This window comes from Nostoc sp. UIC 10607, from assembly GCF_047228265.1.
In the GTDB taxonomy this organism is placed as follows: domain Bacteria; phylum Cyanobacteriota; class Cyanobacteriia; order Cyanobacteriales; family Nostocaceae; genus Nostoc; species Nostoc foliaceum_A.
In genome coordinates, this window is record NZ_JBIQNW010000003.1 from 35409 (window position 1) to 52288 (window position 16880).

Below are 16880 nucleotides of genomic sequence, written 5' to 3' on the forward strand. Positions count from 1 at the left end.
ACGAGAACTTTTGGTAAAAACTATAGCATTAAGTGAAACTGGTAGAATGCGCCCAAATAACTAATGATGCTGTGATACTCAACCTGATTGTCGCCAATCTGTCGGTGCTTCTATATAATCAGGTAGACGAGTGGTGCGATCGCCAAGTGCTTTTCTAATCTGCTGCAACTCTAAGTTTTTAGCCCCTGTTAAAATTGTCCCTTCCAGTTTGACATCACTGAGGTCAGCTTCTGAAAAGTTAGCTCCCATAAGGTTTGCCTGAGTCAGGTTAGCTTGATAAAAGGTCGCCCTATACAGATTGGCTCCGATGAGGTTTGCTTGATGCAGGTCAGCTTCCGTTAAGCTGGCTTCTGAGAGATTGGCAAAATAGACTTCTGTTTGGTGGAGTTTGGCTGCATTCAAGTTAGCCCCAGAAAGGTTTGCACCATTCAAGTTAGCCCCAGAAAGGTTAGCACCAATCAAACCCGTTAGGTGTAGGTTGGCTTTACCGAGTTTTGCCCCTTGCAAATTAGCTAAAAACAGCTTTGCCCCAGAGAGGTTGGCTAATTTCAGGGTCGCTTGCTGCAAGTTAGCTTTATAGAGATTTGCTCCTTGCAAATTAGCTACACGCAGACTTGCTCCAGAGAGGTTGGCTGAACGCAGGTTTGCCCCACAGAGATTAGCGCGGTTGAGATTAGCCCAACAGAGGTTTGCTCCACATAAACTGGCTTTTGGTAATTTGGTTTCATAGAGAATAGACTTAACAAGTTTAGCGCCGTTCAAGTCCGCTTCACTCAAATCGGCTCCACGCAGGTCAGCCCCACTCAGGTCAGAACCACGTAAGTCGGCTTGTTGCAGATTAACTCCTAGCAGGTCTGCTCGTCTGATGTTGATATGACGTAAATCAAGTTTCTGATTTTTTGGGTCTTCGAGTAAATTACGCCTACCGATGACAGTTAGGGCTGCTTGAATATCAGTGCGGATTACTGGCAATTCTTCATGGAGGTTTTGCTCCAACTGCTGTGTCGGACGCGACCCACCTCTACGCCTACCTGAGTAGGGTGCTGGTGAATATTCCGACTGTTGTTGCTCTACCCTCACCTGCTGGATAGGTGCATTCTCTCGCACAAAGGCAGTGAGGATTTCCATGATTGTCCAGTGTTCTTTAGGAAAATCCTGAGCAACTCTTTCTAATGCATAAATTGCCCCTGTTCGGGTTTCAATTTTATCATGCCCAAGCTGGGCAATTGCCCCCATAAAGCGTTCTGAAATCAATCTGTCTTGATTTAGTTTGGCATTCAGAATGCCAATTTCGAGGTTTTTCTCAGCTGCGATCGCATTTTTCTGCATCGCTTGGGCACGCTTTGCTGCATAGTAAGTATTAAACATTGCTGCCGATGCGAGAAAAACTATTGCAGTAGTTGTTAATGCTTGGTTTCTATACTGAATTTTTTCTTGAATTGACAATTCTTTAATACTGGACAATACAAAGAAAATTACAGTCAATGAGAAGCCAAATATAACTGTTATAGTTATCAACCAATTCAACAGAGCGTCTGTCTTTTTAGAAGACATGGTAAAGATTTTCCTTACAACCTAGAATTATTACTTAGATGTTGCGGAAAAATAGTATAGCACTTAGCAGAAAATTATAATAGGTGTCATGCAACCCATTTAACTAGGTAATGACATCGAATATACTATTAAAGTAGGGCGAAAATTGAACAATCATTTAAAATCGCTCAAAAGCTTACTTTTTCACCTTGCGGGATTAATATTTTACTCAGAGAATTTAGCTTCTCTGAGGTTTGCCCCATCGAGTATGGCATCATTGAGAACTGCTCCATGCAGCCCAGCTAGATATAAGCTTGCACAATGCAGGTTAGCTCCTTTTAGGTTAGCTCCTTTTAGGTTAGCTGCACTAAGAATTGCCCCTTCTAAGTTAGCTAAATATAAGTTAGCGCCTTCTAGATTAGCTGCACTGAGAATTGCTCCCGCGAGATTGGCTTCTGTGAGGTTAGCCCCAGACAGATTAGTTTGATAAAGATTTGTCTGTTCTAGGTTCGCCCTATTTAGGTTTGCTCCTCTCATATCCGTGTGACTCAAATCAAGTTGCTCATTTTCTGGGTCTTTGTTTATATCTCTTCTGGCGATAACAGTAAGGGCTGCTTGAATATCTACACAAACTTTTGTTGGCAGGTTGCTGGTTATTTCCGCTTGGGGTATATAAGGAGCATTCTCTCGGACAAAATTAGTAAGAATCTCTATGATTATCCAGTGATACTGTGGAAAGTCATGGGCAATTCGCTCTAAATCATTAATTACAGCTAAGTTGGTTTCTCTTGTGTTATCTCCTAGTTGTTCAATTGCTATTCTTAAACGTTGTTTTGGCGAATAATTCGGAATTTTATTAACTTTTTTCTGAAAATCCTGTATCTTCAGATATATTTTTGATACCTGACTGTTATTTGTCGGTAAAATATTTTTTATACCATGAAAAGCATTAATAATTACTGTCAACATTTTTAAGTGGTCGAGGTAGGGTTAAAAAAAGTCGTGTATGTTATTGTTTCATGCATGGTCAGTATTTGAATATGCTAATGCAACAAACAAAATATAGAACATAACTATTGAGTAATTAGACATCAATATATATGCTGCCAACCTTCCTCTATCATTAGTTGTACTCACCACTCTTCATTATTCACAATCAATTAACCCTAATCATGATGATTTTGATTGATACCTAATTAGTGATAGAGCAGTCATAAATCATTTGTGAAAAACCATTAATGATCAAGCAATACAGTTGAGTTAACTCAAATAGGATTGTTATTAAGTAATTCAATGCAGCAAAACTTACAACCGATAGTTAAAGACCTAGTGCTGATTGGTGGCGGTCACAGCCATGCGATTGTCCTGAAAATGTTTGGGAGAAAGCCTTTACCCGGTGTCCGTTTGACGTTGATTACCGCAGCCGAAAAGACAGCCTACTCTGGAATGTTACCAGGACACATTGCTGGATTTTACAGCCACGATGAATGTCATATTGACTTGCGACCTTTAGCGAACTTTGCTCAAGCCCAGTTGTATATTGACAAAGTAGTTGCCCTAGACCTAGAAAATCACAAAGTTCTCTGTGCTAACGGACTGGTGGTAGATTTTGATGTGCTGTCTATTGATATTGGCAGCACTCCGGCCACAGTGTCTGTATCAGGTGCAGCAGAATATGCGATCGCAGCTAAACCAGTATCGCAGCTATTGGAACATTGGGATGAACTAATTGAGGCTGTAGGTAAAAATCCTCAAGAACCAATTAGTATTGCGATCGTGGGTGGTGGCGCTGGCGGTGTAGAATTGGCATTGTCGATGCAATCTCATTTAGATCAGATTTTACGTCAAACTCAACAACCAATTCAAAATCTGGAAGTTCATTTATTCCAGCGTGGACAAGAACTGATGCCCAATTACCATCAATCAGTGCGGCATCAAATTCAGCAAATTCTCACTGAGCGAGGTATTAAGCTCCATCTTGGAGAAACTGTGTGTAATATCGCACCTATAAACCACAAGGAAACTAAAGAAATATTTGAGATTAAATGTGAATCTGGTTTGACTGTAGAGTGTAATAAAATTTTTTGGGTAACACAAGCTTCAGCACCTGAGTGGTTAAAAATCACTGGACTAGGAACTGATGAGCAAGGTTTTATTCTGGTAGAGGACACGTTGCAATCTCAAACCCACCCGCAGGTATTTGCTGCTGGTGACATTGCCACAATGGTAAATTATCCGCGTCCAAAAGCTGGGGTGTTTGCTGTTAGGCAAGGTAAGCCTTTATTTGAGAATTTGCAGCGAATTTTATTAGGTAAGCCGCTCAAACCCTATAGACCACAGCAACAATATTTGAGTTTAATTGGTACGGGAGACGGACGAGCGATGTCTGCGACGGGCTACGCCTACGCAACACGAGCTATGATCACTTTACCACCTCACAAACTCTTGTGGCGTTACAAAGATTGCATTGACCGCCGCTTTATGGAACGCTTTCGGTTTGAGGAGTAGGGACTGCGGACTGGGGAGATGAGGGAGACAAGGGAGAAATATTGAACAAGTTTCTTCCTTATCTTTTTCCAATCCCCAATCCCCAATCCCCAATCCCCAATCCTCAATCCCCTCATCAAAGCTGTTCAATTAGGTCAATAATTTGTTGATAATACTGGATATTTCCTTCTTGGTAATACAAGTCTGCGGATTTTTGGAAATCGGCAATTGCTGCTTGAGAGTTTCCCAGATTTTGATAGACATCTGCCCGAAGGATGTAAGCTGAAGCCCAATTTGGCTGATGCTGTAAGGCTTGGTTTAAGTCTGCAAGCGCTCCTTGTAAGTCTCCCAACAGAGAACGGCTACGGCCTCGATTGTACCAGTCTTCAGCAAAGCTGGGGTCGATCGCGATCGCTCGACTGTAATCTTCTATTGCCCCTTGATAATCTTCTAGGGCATAGCGAGCATTAGCGCGATCGCTGTAAAATGCAGCAGATTGGGGATTTATTTGCAAAGCTTGGGTGTAATCTGCGATCGCACTTTCATATTCTTCTAAAGCATAGTGGGTAGAACCTCGGTTGTAATATGCTTCAATTAAATCAGGATTAATTTTTAATGCTTGATTATAATCTGCGATCGCTCCGTGTTCATCCCCCAAAAGACGACGAGCATTACCTCGATTGCAGTACGCTTGAGAAAATTCAGGAACAAGCTCTATTGCTTGGCTATTATCATCAATTGCTCCCTGTAAATCTTGCAGGGCTTCACGGGCAATACCCCGACCATAATAAGCTGCGGCTAAATTATCATTAATCTCTAATGCCCGATCATAATCTTTAATTGCTCCTTTATGATCTCCTAAAGAACGACGAGCCGCCGCGCGATCGCAATATCCTTCAGCTAAACTAGGATTGAGTTGTAATAGGCGATTGCTATCTTCAATTGCACCTTGATAGTCTCCTAGTCGGCGACGAGCATTGGCCCGAAAGCCATATACTAAAGCTAAAGTCGGATTTTCTTGTAAAGCTTGGTCATAATCTGCGATCGCACCTTCATAATCCTCAAGAGTACTACGGACAAGACCCCGTTCACAATAGGCTTGCACATCATCAGGATTCAACTTTAGTGCTTGGTTAAAGTCTTCAATTGCTCGGTGATATTCTTTGAGATGAGCAAGAACCAGACCCCGATTGTAATATGCCTGGGCAAAGCTGGGGTTTATTTCTAGGGCGCGGTTGTAATCTGCGATCGCATTTTGATAGTCTGCTAAAGCGTAGTGGGCGTTACCTCGATTATGATAAGCCTCCGTCAAGTTAGGATCTAATTCTAATGCCCGGTCGTGGTCAGCGATCGCTTCGGGATAATTTTCTAAGATATGGTGAATATTACCCCGATTGCTGTAAGCTGCGGCAAAATGGGGATGCCACTGTAAAGCTTGCTGGAAATCTGCAATTGCTCCTTGACGATCACCTTGTTCAAAACGAGTTACACCCCGATTATGATAAGCATTAGCAATATCAATATTGATATTATTAGCTAATTGAGTAGTAGTTTCTATCGTGTGGATATAATCAGCAATCGCTTTGTCGTAATCTTCTAAGGCAAAGTAAGCATTACCCCGACTGTGGTAAGATTCGGCCAGATTGGGATCGATTTGTAATGCTTGGTTATGATCAGCGATCGCTCCTTGATAATCGGCTAAAAAGTAACGTGCATTACCTCGATGACAGTAGGCTGTGGCAAAATTGGGATTGATTTCTATAGCGCGATTAAAATCTGCGATCGCACTGCGATAATCTTTGAGTTGACCACTTAGAATAATCCCTCGATTATGGTATGCTTCGCCATAGTTAGGATTGAGCTTGATTGCTTGGGTGTAAGCTGCGATTGCTTCTTGATAATCCCCTTGCAAATTGTAGTTTAATCCTTGGTTTAAGAAGTCTTCAGCATTCATGTAATTTTTTTGGATTTCGATATTCCCTAGCTTTCAGGCAAAGAGATTCTTGTTTAATGCTTTTATTTTATCCGTGACCTAAATTGAAGCATTTAAGCTCATCCCACCCTTAAAAGCGGATGGGATAACACAAAGGTTAAAATCGGGCACCACCATCCACTTCTATGACGCTACCAGTAAAGTAATCACATTCAATAATAAAACGCATCGCCTGCCAGATTTCATAAGGTTCAGCTATGCGGCCGATAGGTATTTTGGCAGTCATCTCTGCTAAGGCTTCTGGAGATACCCGACTGAGGATTGGGGTATTCGTCAATCCAGGTGCTATGCCGGCTACCCTAAATCCGAAGGATGCCAATTCTAAAGCCCATGTCCGTGTGTCTGCATCTAATCCCGCCTTGGAGGCACTATAATTTGACTGTCCGGGATTGCCTGACCTAGTTACAGAAGAGATATTTACTATTAAAGCTGGGGAAATATTTTTCTCAATAGCTACAGCCGCAAATTCCCGCGACATGAAAAAAGCACCGGTCAAATTCACATCAATTACCCGCTTCCATTGTGCCGTCGGCAGTTTACGTAACCACCCCTCTTCGTCGCGTGTAACTAGTAACCCATCACGAAGGATACCCGCATTATTAACTAAGGTATTAGCATCTCCAATCTTTTCAAAAGCGAGAAGAATAAATTCTTTAACAATTGATTCATTTGCTACATCAAGCTGTAACCCGTAGATATTTCCTGGTAAACCAATACCTTCTGCTTCCAAGGCTTTCAGCCCATCCACATCCAAATCCCCGCCAACCACTTGGGCACCAGCACGAGCCAACTCTAGAGTGATGCAACGTCCGATTCCACTGGCAGCCCCGGTCACTATTGCTTTAACATTTTTTAACTGCATAGTATTTTACAGAACATGGTATGATGAGCAACTGAGATGTCATTAGACGCCTTGCAAAAGTCCAAAAATCAGAAATGATATTCGGAGCCAGATATAAGTTAACAAAGAAAATCGCAAGATAATTTAACATTTTGCACCAATCTGGGTTTAACTTCACGCTCTACATAAACATTCCAGCTTTTTGAGTATTTTTCCAAGAAGTCTATAAAAATATAAACAAATAAAATCAAGGAACAAGATACTGCAAAATGTTTTTTGAATCAAATCAGTTTGCATTTATCGCAGATTTAGAAGCCAACTGGCTACTAATTCGAAAAGAATTAGAGCAACTCCAGCCGAAAAATTTTATTGATTGGCCAGAAAAAAATATTTATAACCAAGGATGGGAAGTTTTTGGACTATATGCTTTTAGCAATAAGATTGAGGAAAACTGCCAATTGTGCCCTGAGACAACTCGGTTAATTGAGATGATACCAGGGATGACAACGGCGGGTTTTTCTTCTTTAGCTCCAGGAACCTATATCGGCCCTCATTTTGGCGCAACTAAAGCTGTTTTGCGCTGTCATTTGGGCTTAGTTGTGCCCGATGAATGTGCGATTCGGGTAGACAGTGAAACTAGAAGTTGGCAAGAAGGTAAGTGTTTAATTTTTGACGATACATTTGAGCATGAAGCCTGGAATAAATCTGATAAAACTAGAATCGTCTTACTTATCGACTTTAATCGACCAGAGTCAACTTTAACCGAGCCATTAGAACTCAACCAAACTGTTGATGAAGAGTATTGGTTAAAGATTTTATCCCAAAGTGAAACCTCCGCTAATTATTAATATCAATTCTGTTCTTCACAAACGAATTTGATTTATGGAAGTTTATGTATTGCCTCTATCTCTCACTCAAAGGCAACTTTGGTATCAGGAAATAGTTTCTTCTGGTAACATTGCATATAATATTCCGATCGCCTTGCGTTTATTGGGTAATCTTGAACGAGTAGCCCTAGAAGATTCTTTCCGTAAAATTATCAATCGGCATGAAATTCTCCGAACAACGTTTGCTCTAGAAAATGGGGAACCTGTTCAATTAATTCATCCAGAACAGGAATTTTATCTCGAATATCAAATAATAGAATCACTTTTAGATAAACAAGCAGAAAATCTCAAAATAATCTTAGAAACAGAATCGCGTCGCCCTTTCAACCTCGTCAAAGGGCCATTGATGAGAGCGATTTTGTATCAAATATCAGCACAAGAGCATATTCTCTTGGTGAATCTGCATCATATTATTAGTGATGGCTGGTCTTTAGGAATATTTGTTAAGGAACTGACCGAATTTTATAGTGCTGCTGTTCAAGGTTCACAAGTTTCTTTGCCAGCATTACCAATTCAATACGGTGATTATGCTGAATGGCAACAAAATTGGCTGCAAGCAGAGTCAATCCAACAACAATTAGCTTACTGGGAACAAGCACTAAAATCACCTCTGCCGGTGCTTGATTTACCTTTAGACAAATTACGTCCAGCATCACAAACTTTTAATGGCGCAGTGTTGCGCGAACCTCTGTCAGCATCGCTCACTGCTTCTTTAGAGGCATTAGCGAAATCAGAAGGTGCTACCTTTTTTATGGTAGCATTAGCAGCTTATCAAGTTTTACTATTTCGTTATTCTGGTCAAACCGATATTATAGTCGGTAGTGCGATCGCCAATCGCAAACGTAATGAAATTGATCACCTCATTGGTTGTTTTGTTAATACTTTACCCCTACGCGGCGATCTTTCTGGTCAACCTTCATTTTGCCAATTTCTGCGCCGAATATCCCAAACCTGCGTTGAAGCTTACACTCATCAAGATGTCCCTTTAGAACTCCTGATAGAGAAACTGAAAATTAAGCGTGACCCTAGTCGTTCACCCATTTTTCAAACCCTTTTCGCCCTGCAAAATGCACCCATCGGCGAAATTCAGTTACCAGGAATCATCGTTACACCTATCTATATAGATAATGGTGGTGCTAAATTCGACCTCAGTTTGATGTTAGAACCTGCTGCTGAGGGATGGCTAGTAGCACTGGAATATAATACCGACTTGTTCACACCGGAAACAGCCCAGCGGATACTAACTCATTATCAACAAATATTAATCGCTGCCGTTAATACCCCTGATATTAGCATTAACGCTTTACCGCTGTTAACAACCAGCGAACGACAGGAACTTTTAGCCTTAGGTTATACATCAGAATATACAAAATTCGAGCCAACAAATTTAGTTGAACTTTTTATTAAAAGCGCCCGCACTCATAGCGATAGAATTGCTCTGATTGCATCAGACAAAAAATTAACGTATCAAGAATTAGACCAACGCTCCAACCAACTAGCTGCTGTTTTACAACAAAAAGGAGTAACTAGCGAAACACGAGTAGGCATTTTTCTAGAACGGAGTGCAGAGTTAGTAATTTCCTTACTTGCAGTCCTCAAAGCAGGTGGTACTTATGTACCGCTAGACCCTCAATATCCGAGCGATCGCCTACGTTTTATTGCGGAAGATAGTGGTATTATTTTGTTGTTAACAACAGAAGCTTTGGTATCTGCAATTCCGGTGGTGGGAACCGAATTATTGGTGATTGACAAGATAGAAATCTCACCAAATGTAAACTTTGCTTCCCAAATTATCCCTAATCAAGCAGCCTACATTATTTATACCAGCGGTTCTACAGGAGAGCCAAAAGGTTGTGTAGTAACTCACAACAACGTTGTCAGACTCATGCAAAATACAGCAGCGTGGTTTGACTTTAATGAAAATGACGTATGGACACTGTTTCACTCCTTCGCTTTTGACTTTTCCGTTTGGGAAATTTGGGGAGCCTTGGTATATGGTGGCAAATTAGTTGTAGTTCCTTATTTAGAAAGTCGTTCTCCCGAAGCCTTTCGCACCCTTTTACAACAAGAAGGCGTTACCATCCTCAATCAAACTCCTTCCGCCTTTCGCCAACTTATTCGAGCTGATAGAGAATTTGCAGACACACTCGCTTTACGAGCAATTATTTTCGGTGGGGAAGCATTAGAATTACAAAGCCTCAAGCCGTGGATAGAACGCTATGGCGTTCGCAATCCGCGTTTAATCAATATGTATGGGATTACAGAAACCACCGTTCACGTTACTTATCGTCCCATTCTAGAAGAGGATATTTTACAAAATCGCGGTAGCGTCATTGGTGTACCCATCCCAGACTTATCTCTCTATATACTAGATGATGTCTTAGAACCCTCACCCTTTGGTGTCCCAGGAGAAATCTATGTGGGTGGTATGGGTGTCTCTAGAGGATATCTCAACCGCACAACATTGACAGCAGAAAGGTTTATTCCCGATCCATATAGCCAACAACCGGGAGCTAGACTCTATCGTACAGGGGATTTGGGTCGACGCTTGCCGAATGGCGATATTGAATATCTGGGACGCTGCGATTTGCAAGTGAAAGTACGCGGTTTTCGCATTGAACTAGGGGAAGTTGAAGCCGCTTTAGCCGCACTCCCACAAGTCACAGAGGCGGTAGTTATTGTCCACTTAGAAGCTGAAAACGATCAGCGTTTGGTGGCTTATATTGTACCGAACGGTCAAACCGAGCAAAATCAGTTGCGGACAGCCCTAAAAGAGCGTTTACCCGATTATATGATTCCGGCGGCCTTTATGTTGTTGGATGCTATGCCCTTGACCGCCCAAGGTAAAATTAACCGCAAAGCATTACCTGCACCAAATTGGAATCAAGCTACTGTTAGACGCAGTTTAATACCACCACAAACTGATGCTCAAAAGGTAATTTGTCGCGTTTGGGAGCAAGTTTTAGGTTTAGATTCTATAGGGATTGAGGATAATTTTTTCGATTTAGGTGGTGATTCCATCTTGGCGTTGCGAGTCGTCACCGAAATGCGCCGCCAAGGTTGGATATTAACGCCAAAAGAAATATTTCAGGAACAAACAGTCCAACGGTTGGCTATTGTAGCGCAAATGATGCGATGGCTTCGCCCGCCGCAGGCATCGCCAGCACTACCAACTGCGATCGTTGCAGGTGAAGTTCCCCTCAGTCCCATCCAAAAATGGTTTTTTAACCTCAATCTTCCCAATCCTCACCATTGGAATCAAGCCATACTTTTGGAAGTCCATCAATCCCTAGAAGCGCCAACAGTTGCAGCCGCGATTCAAGTTATTTCCTCACATCACGATAGTTTGCGATTACGGTTTCAAGAAGAAAAAGGAGTTTGGCGACAGTTTTATACAGAAAACGAAGCCGCCTTTTCTTGGGAAATAGTTGATTTAGCTCTCGAAACAGAGTCTGAACAAAATATTACCATGCGGGAAGTTGGGGAACGAGTACAGCGATCGCTTAATTTAACTAACGGTCCCCTGGCTCGTGCTGTTTGGTTTAATTTGGGAGAAAATCGCCTATCTCGACTCTTAATAGTTATTCATCACTTGATTGTTGATGGTGTTTCTTGGCGGATTTTACTTCAGGATTTAGTAGAAGCAATTAGTGGTAGCCAAATTTCATCACCTCCAACATCTTTCCAACAGTGGAGTCAATTTCTCCACACCTTTGCCAACTCAACAGATATCCAAGCAGAAACACAGTTTTGGCTAGATACTATCAAAGGAGAAACGGCAAAATTACCTCTAGATTTCGCCAACTCTTTGACAGACAACTTAGAGTCATCTGTTAAAACAGTTTCCTTGAAATTAACCAAAGAACAAACTCAGATATTTCTTACTAAAGCCAATAAAGCTTACCGCACCCAACCCCAAGAATTATTAATCGCCGCTTTAGGTAAAACTTTGAGGAATATTACCCAAGGGCAAACATTACAAATTATCATGGAAGGGCATGGGAGAGAAGAATTATCCTCAGATTTAGATATTACTCGCACCCTTGGCTGGTTTACTACTCTTTATCCTCTGCGTTTAGAATTGCCAGCCAGTAATCTAGAGACAGATATAATTAAAACCGTCAAAGAACAACTGCGTTCCATTCCCCAGCGAGGGTTTGGTTATGGTCTTTTAAAATATCTCAATAACGAAACTGCTAATAGTTTTGCTGAAACTTTCCCAGCACCCATTAGTTTTAATTATCTTGGTCAAGTGCGAAGTGAAAGTGGCAAAAATACGTTATTCCGCTTACTGAATGAAGAGATAGAAGTAATACGAAATCCAGAAGGCTTGCGCCCCCACATCATTGATATTAACAGTATTGTTGTAGAAGGAGAATTGCGCGTTGATTGGTTGTATAGTTCCAGCTTGCATAACCAAGAAACAATTGTTAAATGGGCTGGTGAATTTCAACAAAATCTTCTAGATATCCTTAACCATTGTACAAAAATAGGTATAGGTGGATATACACCATCAGATTTTCCTTTAGTTAGAATTCCCCAATCTTATATAGACATTCTGCAAGAGAAATATTCCAAGTTAGAAGATATTTATCCCCTATCTCCTTTGCAGGAAGGGATGCTATTTCACACTATATATAACCCAGAAGAGGGAATTTACTTTGAACAAGTAACAGGCAAAATCATTGGTAAATTCAATGTTGAAAATTTTAATTTTGCTTGGCAAGCCGTTGTAGATAGACATCCAATTTTACGTAGCGCCTTTGTTTGGGAAAATCAAGATTCGCCTCTGCAAATTGTTAGTAAAGCTATCCAATTCTCCATTTTACAACAAGACTGGCGCGATTTCTCACCTGCACAGCAAGAGGATAAACTTCAGCAATATCTGATAGAAGATCGTCAAAATGGATTTTTATTGGATAGATGCCCATTGATGCGGTTTAGCGTCATTCAGTTAGATAATTTTACCTGGCAGTGGGTTTGGAGTCATCACCATATCATCCTTGATGGCTGGTCACTACCATTAATATTTAAAGAAGTTCTCGCTATTTATCAATCAACCTGTCAACGAGTTCCCCATTCCCTACCTCCCGTTCCACCTTATCGCAATTATATTCAGTGGCTAGCAACTCGAAATCGTGAAGAAGCCAAGCAATTTTGGCAGGAAACTCTGGATGGTATTAATACATCCACTCGCCTATCTTGGCAACTGCCAGAAGAGGAATTAGTAACTAATTTAACTGCCTATGCAGAAGTAGAATTACGCCTAAGTCAGGCAGAATTTGCCAAATTACAAAAGATGGCAAAAAACCATCGATTAACATTGAATACTCTAGCTCAAGGTGCTTGGGGACTTTGTTTACAAAAACATGGTGCGGGAGAAGATGTACTATTCGGTGTAACCGTTTCTGGACGACCGCCGGAACTTGCAGAAGTCGAAAATATGGTGGGGTTATTTATCAACACCTTACCAATGCGAGTTCGCCTCAATCCAACAGTAACCGTCGCCGCTTGGTTAGAAAATATTCAACAGCATCATGTGCAGATGCGAGAATATGAATATAGCAAGCTGACGGATATCCAAAAAGGAATTCCACTGTCGGCGGGAGAATCATTATTTGAAAGTATTTTAGTCTTTGAAAATTACCCCGTTGACCAAAGTTTAAAAGAACAGGGACAGAATTTCCGAGTTGATGATATCCAGTTTTATGAACGAACTAATTACCCCTTAACAGTCGGTGTAATTCCAGATGATGGATTGCTGTTAAAGCTGAATTACCAAACAAAATTACTGTCTGCAACAGCTGCGAAAATTCTGCTGTCACGCCTGCGAAATATTATGATAAATCTGGCTGAAAACCCGGATTTTGTCTTAGGTAAAATCCAGGCTTTATCAGCACAAGAGCGGATGATAAATCAAGGAAATACTAATGCTATTGCTTTGGGAAATTTCCGCACGGCTCATCAGTTGTTTGAAGACTCGGCGGATTTACATCCTAATGCTGTGGCGTTAGTTTGTGGCGATGATGCAATTACCTATGGTGAATTAGAAAAACGTGCCAATCAATTAGCTGCTACCTTAATCTCAACCGGCATTGGCTATGAATCAATTGTCGGTTTATATTTTCACCCTGACCTAGACTTTATTATTGCCCTGCTGGCCGTGTTGAAAGCGGGGGCGGCTTTTCTCCCCCTGGATCGCAGTTATCCCGAAACGCGCCTGCAATTCATTGTAGAAGATAGCCAAACTCGTCTGATTCTCACAAAAGAAGCCCCACCACCAGGATTATTTCCAGGTGATATTAAATTGATAATTATTGGAGATGAGGGGAAATTATCAATACCTCATGTTTCTAATCGTCCTAATTTAAAAGTTAGACCAGAAAATCTCGCCTACATTATTTACACCTCTGGTTCCACAGGTAAACCGAAAGGCGTTTTAGTGTCTCATGCAGGTATTCAAAATCTGGTATGCAATCAAACTGCGAGTTTCGGTGTCACAGCCGAGAGTCGCGTTTATCAATTTGCTTCTCTGAATTTTGATGCTGCAATTTCTGAGATTTTTATGGCTTTGGGTAGCGGCGCAACTCTATATCTGCAAGAAAAGGCAAATCGTTCTCCTAGTTCTGCTCTTTGGGAAGCGTTAACCAATTGGCAAATTACTCATGTCACCCTTCCCCCATCGCTGCTAGCCGCCATTGAACCTGCAAATTTACCGCAATTGCAAACCCTGATTGTGGCTGGGGAAGCGGCTTCTGGAGATTTACTCCGGCGCTGGGGTGGAGAGAAACGCGCCTGTTTTAACGCCTACGGCCCCACAGAAGCAACAGTCTGCGCCAGCTTGATGAATTGTTCCCATTTACTCGGTGAACCCAGCATTGGGAAAGCGATCGCTAATGTCGAAATTTACCTCCTAGACTCCTTTTTAGAACCAGTGGCTTTGGGTGTAACTGGAGAAATCTATATTGGGGGAATCAGTTTAGCACGAGGCTACTTACATCGCCCCAGCTTAACAGCAGAGGCATTTATACCCCATCCCTTAGCCAAAACACCGGGAGCTAGACTTTACAAAACAGGCGATCGCGGCGTTTACGACTTGCAAGGAAACATCCGCTTTATGGGTCGGCAAGATGCTCAGGTAAAATTTAACGGTTATCGGATTGAATTAGGGGAAATCGAAGCTGCTTTAACCAGATACGCCACGGTAGACAGTGCAGTGGTAATCCTGCGCCAAGACCTCCCAGGACGCAAGCGGATAGTAGCTTATGCTCTCACACCCAAGGAAAACCCACCTACTACCAACGAATTACGGGATTATTTAGCAGAGGTTTTACCAGCTTATATGATTCCCAGTGCTGTGGTGTTAGTCACACAATGGCCCCTCACCCCCAACGGCAAAATTGATCGTCAAGCCCTTCCCGCACACGAAATACCAACAACCCCAACCATACCGAAAACTCAAACAGAGGAGATATTAGCCCAAATCTGGACAGAAGTGTTGGGGTTAGAAACCGTCAATCCCGATGATAATTTCTTCGGGTTGGGGGGAGACTCGATCATTAGCTTGCAAATCGTTTCTCGCACCCGTGCTGCTGGCTGGGAGATTAGCCCCAAAGACATATTTGAAGCTCAAACCCTGTCCCGACTAGCGGCGAGAGCTAAACCATTAGCACCCGGTGAGTCGCGCCGCCCTGATGAGCCATTAACTGGTACTGTTCCTCTGTCACCCATCCAGCATTGGTTTTTTGCTAAAAATTGGACTCATCCGCATCACTGGAACCAAGCGATCGCTTTGAATATTAAGGAACCATTGAAAATCGATGCATTAGTGATCGCATTAAATGCTTTGGTTGCTCACCATGATGTTTTGCGATTAAAATTCTCTGAACATCAAGGACAATGGGAGCAATCTTACTCTGGGCTGGCTGAAAGTCCCCCGTTGCGACTCGAAGACCTTAGCAACTATCCGCCCCAAATACAGCAAAATACTTTAACTGCGATCGTGGAAGCAGAACACAGGAGTTTCCAATTAGACCGCCCGCCGTTGTTACGAGTGTTATATGCCACAAATATCACCGAATATGGAAACGTTCTGTTTCTCTTCGGACATCATTTAATTGTAGACGGCGTATCCTGGCGGATTCTGCTGGAAGATTTAAACCAAGCCTACCAACAAGCTATAGATAACCAGCCTATTTCCTTACTTCCGAAAACATCCTCTTATCGAGAGTGGACTACATCTTTGCAAATTCTGGCTGACTCAAATGAATTCATCAAAGACATTCCATTTTGGCAAAATATTCTCTCTACTTCTGTCACCCCATTACCTGTTGATTATCCAGTCATCCCTGGAAGCAACACAGTAGATAGTACAGCCATAATATCTTGCCAATTGTCCCCAAAAGAAACAAATACTCTTCTCAAACAAGCAACCGCCACCTATCATGCTGGCGTGCAAGAAATCATGCTAGCTGCATTACTAAAAACGCTAACCGACACTTACAAATCGGATAGTTGGCTGATCGATTTAGAAGGACATGGACGAGAAGAACTAGCCAGTGAATTGGATCTTTCCAGAACAGTTGGCTGGTTTACATCTCTCTATCCAATTATTCTAAAACAACCGATCAAAAATGCAGATCAGGATGTGTTGCTTAAAGAAATTAAAACCCAATTACGAGGAATTCCCCATCATGGTATCAGCTTCGGGTTGCTGCGTTACATCAGCCAAAATCAAGCTTTACAGGAAATGCTACACACTGTACAACCAACTGGCATTAGTTTCAATTATTTAGGGCCAACTGACAACGTGTCAAAAAGCAATAACCTATTCAATATCAGCAATGCTCCTACAGGAACAGGATTATTTGCTGAACAAGAACGTCCCCACTTATTAGCAATTAATGCTCGCATCCAAAATGAATGCTTGCAAGTAGACTGGTCTTACAGCCAGCAGATTCATCATCGACAGACTATCAATAACCTTGCAGAAATTTATCTGAACAACCTCCGCTTATACTTAACAGATTCAACATCCACCAATTCCTCATTTTATAGTGCTACTGACTTTCACTTAGTTGATTTATCGGAAAATGAACTAGATTCAATTTTAGAAGATTTAGAATAACCGCTCCGCATC

The 16880-nt window shown here is 41.8% G+C and carries 7 protein-coding genes; 3 read left to right on the plus strand and 4 right to left on the minus strand.

Going from position 1 to position 16880, the window contains the following annotated elements; translation table 11 throughout:
- Window positions 1–78: 78 nt before the first annotated feature.
- Both ACEYW6_RS03770 and ACEYW6_RS03775 read right to left on the minus strand, forming a co-directional pair.
- On the minus strand, window positions 79–1554 hold the full coding sequence (locus ACEYW6_RS03770; protein ID WP_412978677.1) for a pentapeptide repeat-containing protein: 1476 nt from the start codon (window positions 1552–1554) through the stop codon (window positions 79–81).
- Between the two features lie 204 nt (window positions 1555–1758).
- On the minus strand, window positions 1759–2502 hold the full coding sequence (locus tag ACEYW6_RS03775) for a pentapeptide repeat-containing protein (protein ID WP_412978678.1): 744 nt from the start codon (window positions 2500–2502) through the stop codon (window positions 1759–1761).
- Between the two features lie 324 nt (window positions 2503–2826).
- Between ACEYW6_RS03775 and ACEYW6_RS03780 the strand changes: the two genes are divergently transcribed.
- Complete coding sequence (locus ACEYW6_RS03780; RefSeq protein ID WP_412978679.1) at window positions 2827–4041, plus strand: FAD-dependent oxidoreductase; 1215 nt, start codon at window positions 2827–2829, stop codon at window positions 4039–4041.
- Window positions 4042–4156: 115 nt separating this feature from the next.
- Here ACEYW6_RS03780 and ACEYW6_RS03785 read toward each other — a convergent pair whose 3' ends face one another.
- Complete coding sequence (locus tag ACEYW6_RS03785; RefSeq protein ID WP_412978680.1) at window positions 4157–5974, minus strand: tetratricopeptide repeat protein; 1818 nt, start codon at window positions 5972–5974, stop codon at window positions 4157–4159.
- A 136-nt stretch (window positions 5975–6110) separates the two neighbouring features.
- Window positions 6111–6875, minus strand: a complete 765-nt coding sequence (locus ACEYW6_RS03790) for an SDR family oxidoreductase (protein ID WP_196510156.1) — start codon at window positions 6873–6875, stop codon at window positions 6111–6113.
- 248 nt (window positions 6876–7123) lie between these two features.
- Here ACEYW6_RS03790 and ACEYW6_RS03795 point away from each other — a divergent pair, with 248 nt between their 5' ends.
- Complete coding sequence (locus tag ACEYW6_RS03795; protein ID WP_412978681.1) at window positions 7124–7702, plus strand: aspartyl/asparaginyl beta-hydroxylase domain-containing protein; 579 nt, start codon at window positions 7124–7126, stop codon at window positions 7700–7702.
- Between the two features lie 34 nt (window positions 7703–7736).
- Window positions 7737–16868, plus strand: coding sequence for an amino acid adenylation domain-containing protein (locus tag ACEYW6_RS03800; RefSeq protein WP_412978682.1), 9132 nt, complete (start codon window positions 7737–7739; stop codon window positions 16866–16868).
- Window positions 16869–16880: the final 12 nt, after the last annotated feature.

What these genes read in the sequence shown, in the direction of transcription:
- ACEYW6_RS03770 (WP_412978677.1), bottom strand. Translation starts at nt 1,554, where the DNA reads ATGTCTTCTAAAAAGACAGACGCTCTGTTGAATTGGTTGATAACTATA.
- ACEYW6_RS03775 (WP_412978678.1), bottom strand. Translation starts at nt 2,502, where the DNA reads ATGTTGACAGTAATTATTAATGCTTTTCATGGTATAAAAAATATTTTA.
- ACEYW6_RS03780 (WP_412978679.1), top strand. Translation starts at nt 2,827, where the DNA reads ATGCAGCAAAACTTACAACCGATAGTTAAAGACCTAGTGCTGATTGGT.
- ACEYW6_RS03785 (WP_412978680.1), bottom strand. Translation starts at nt 5,974, where the DNA reads ATGAATGCTGAAGACTTCTTAAACCAAGGATTAAACTACAATTTGCAA.
- ACEYW6_RS03790 (WP_196510156.1), bottom strand. Translation starts at nt 6,875, where the DNA reads ATGCAGTTAAAAAATGTTAAAGCAATAGTGACCGGGGCTGCCAGTGGA.
- ACEYW6_RS03795 (WP_412978681.1), top strand. Translation starts at nt 7,124, where the DNA reads ATGTTTTTTGAATCAAATCAGTTTGCATTTATCGCAGATTTAGAAGCC.
- ACEYW6_RS03800 (WP_412978682.1), top strand. Translation starts at nt 7,737, where the DNA reads ATGGAAGTTTATGTATTGCCTCTATCTCTCACTCAAAGGCAACTTTGG.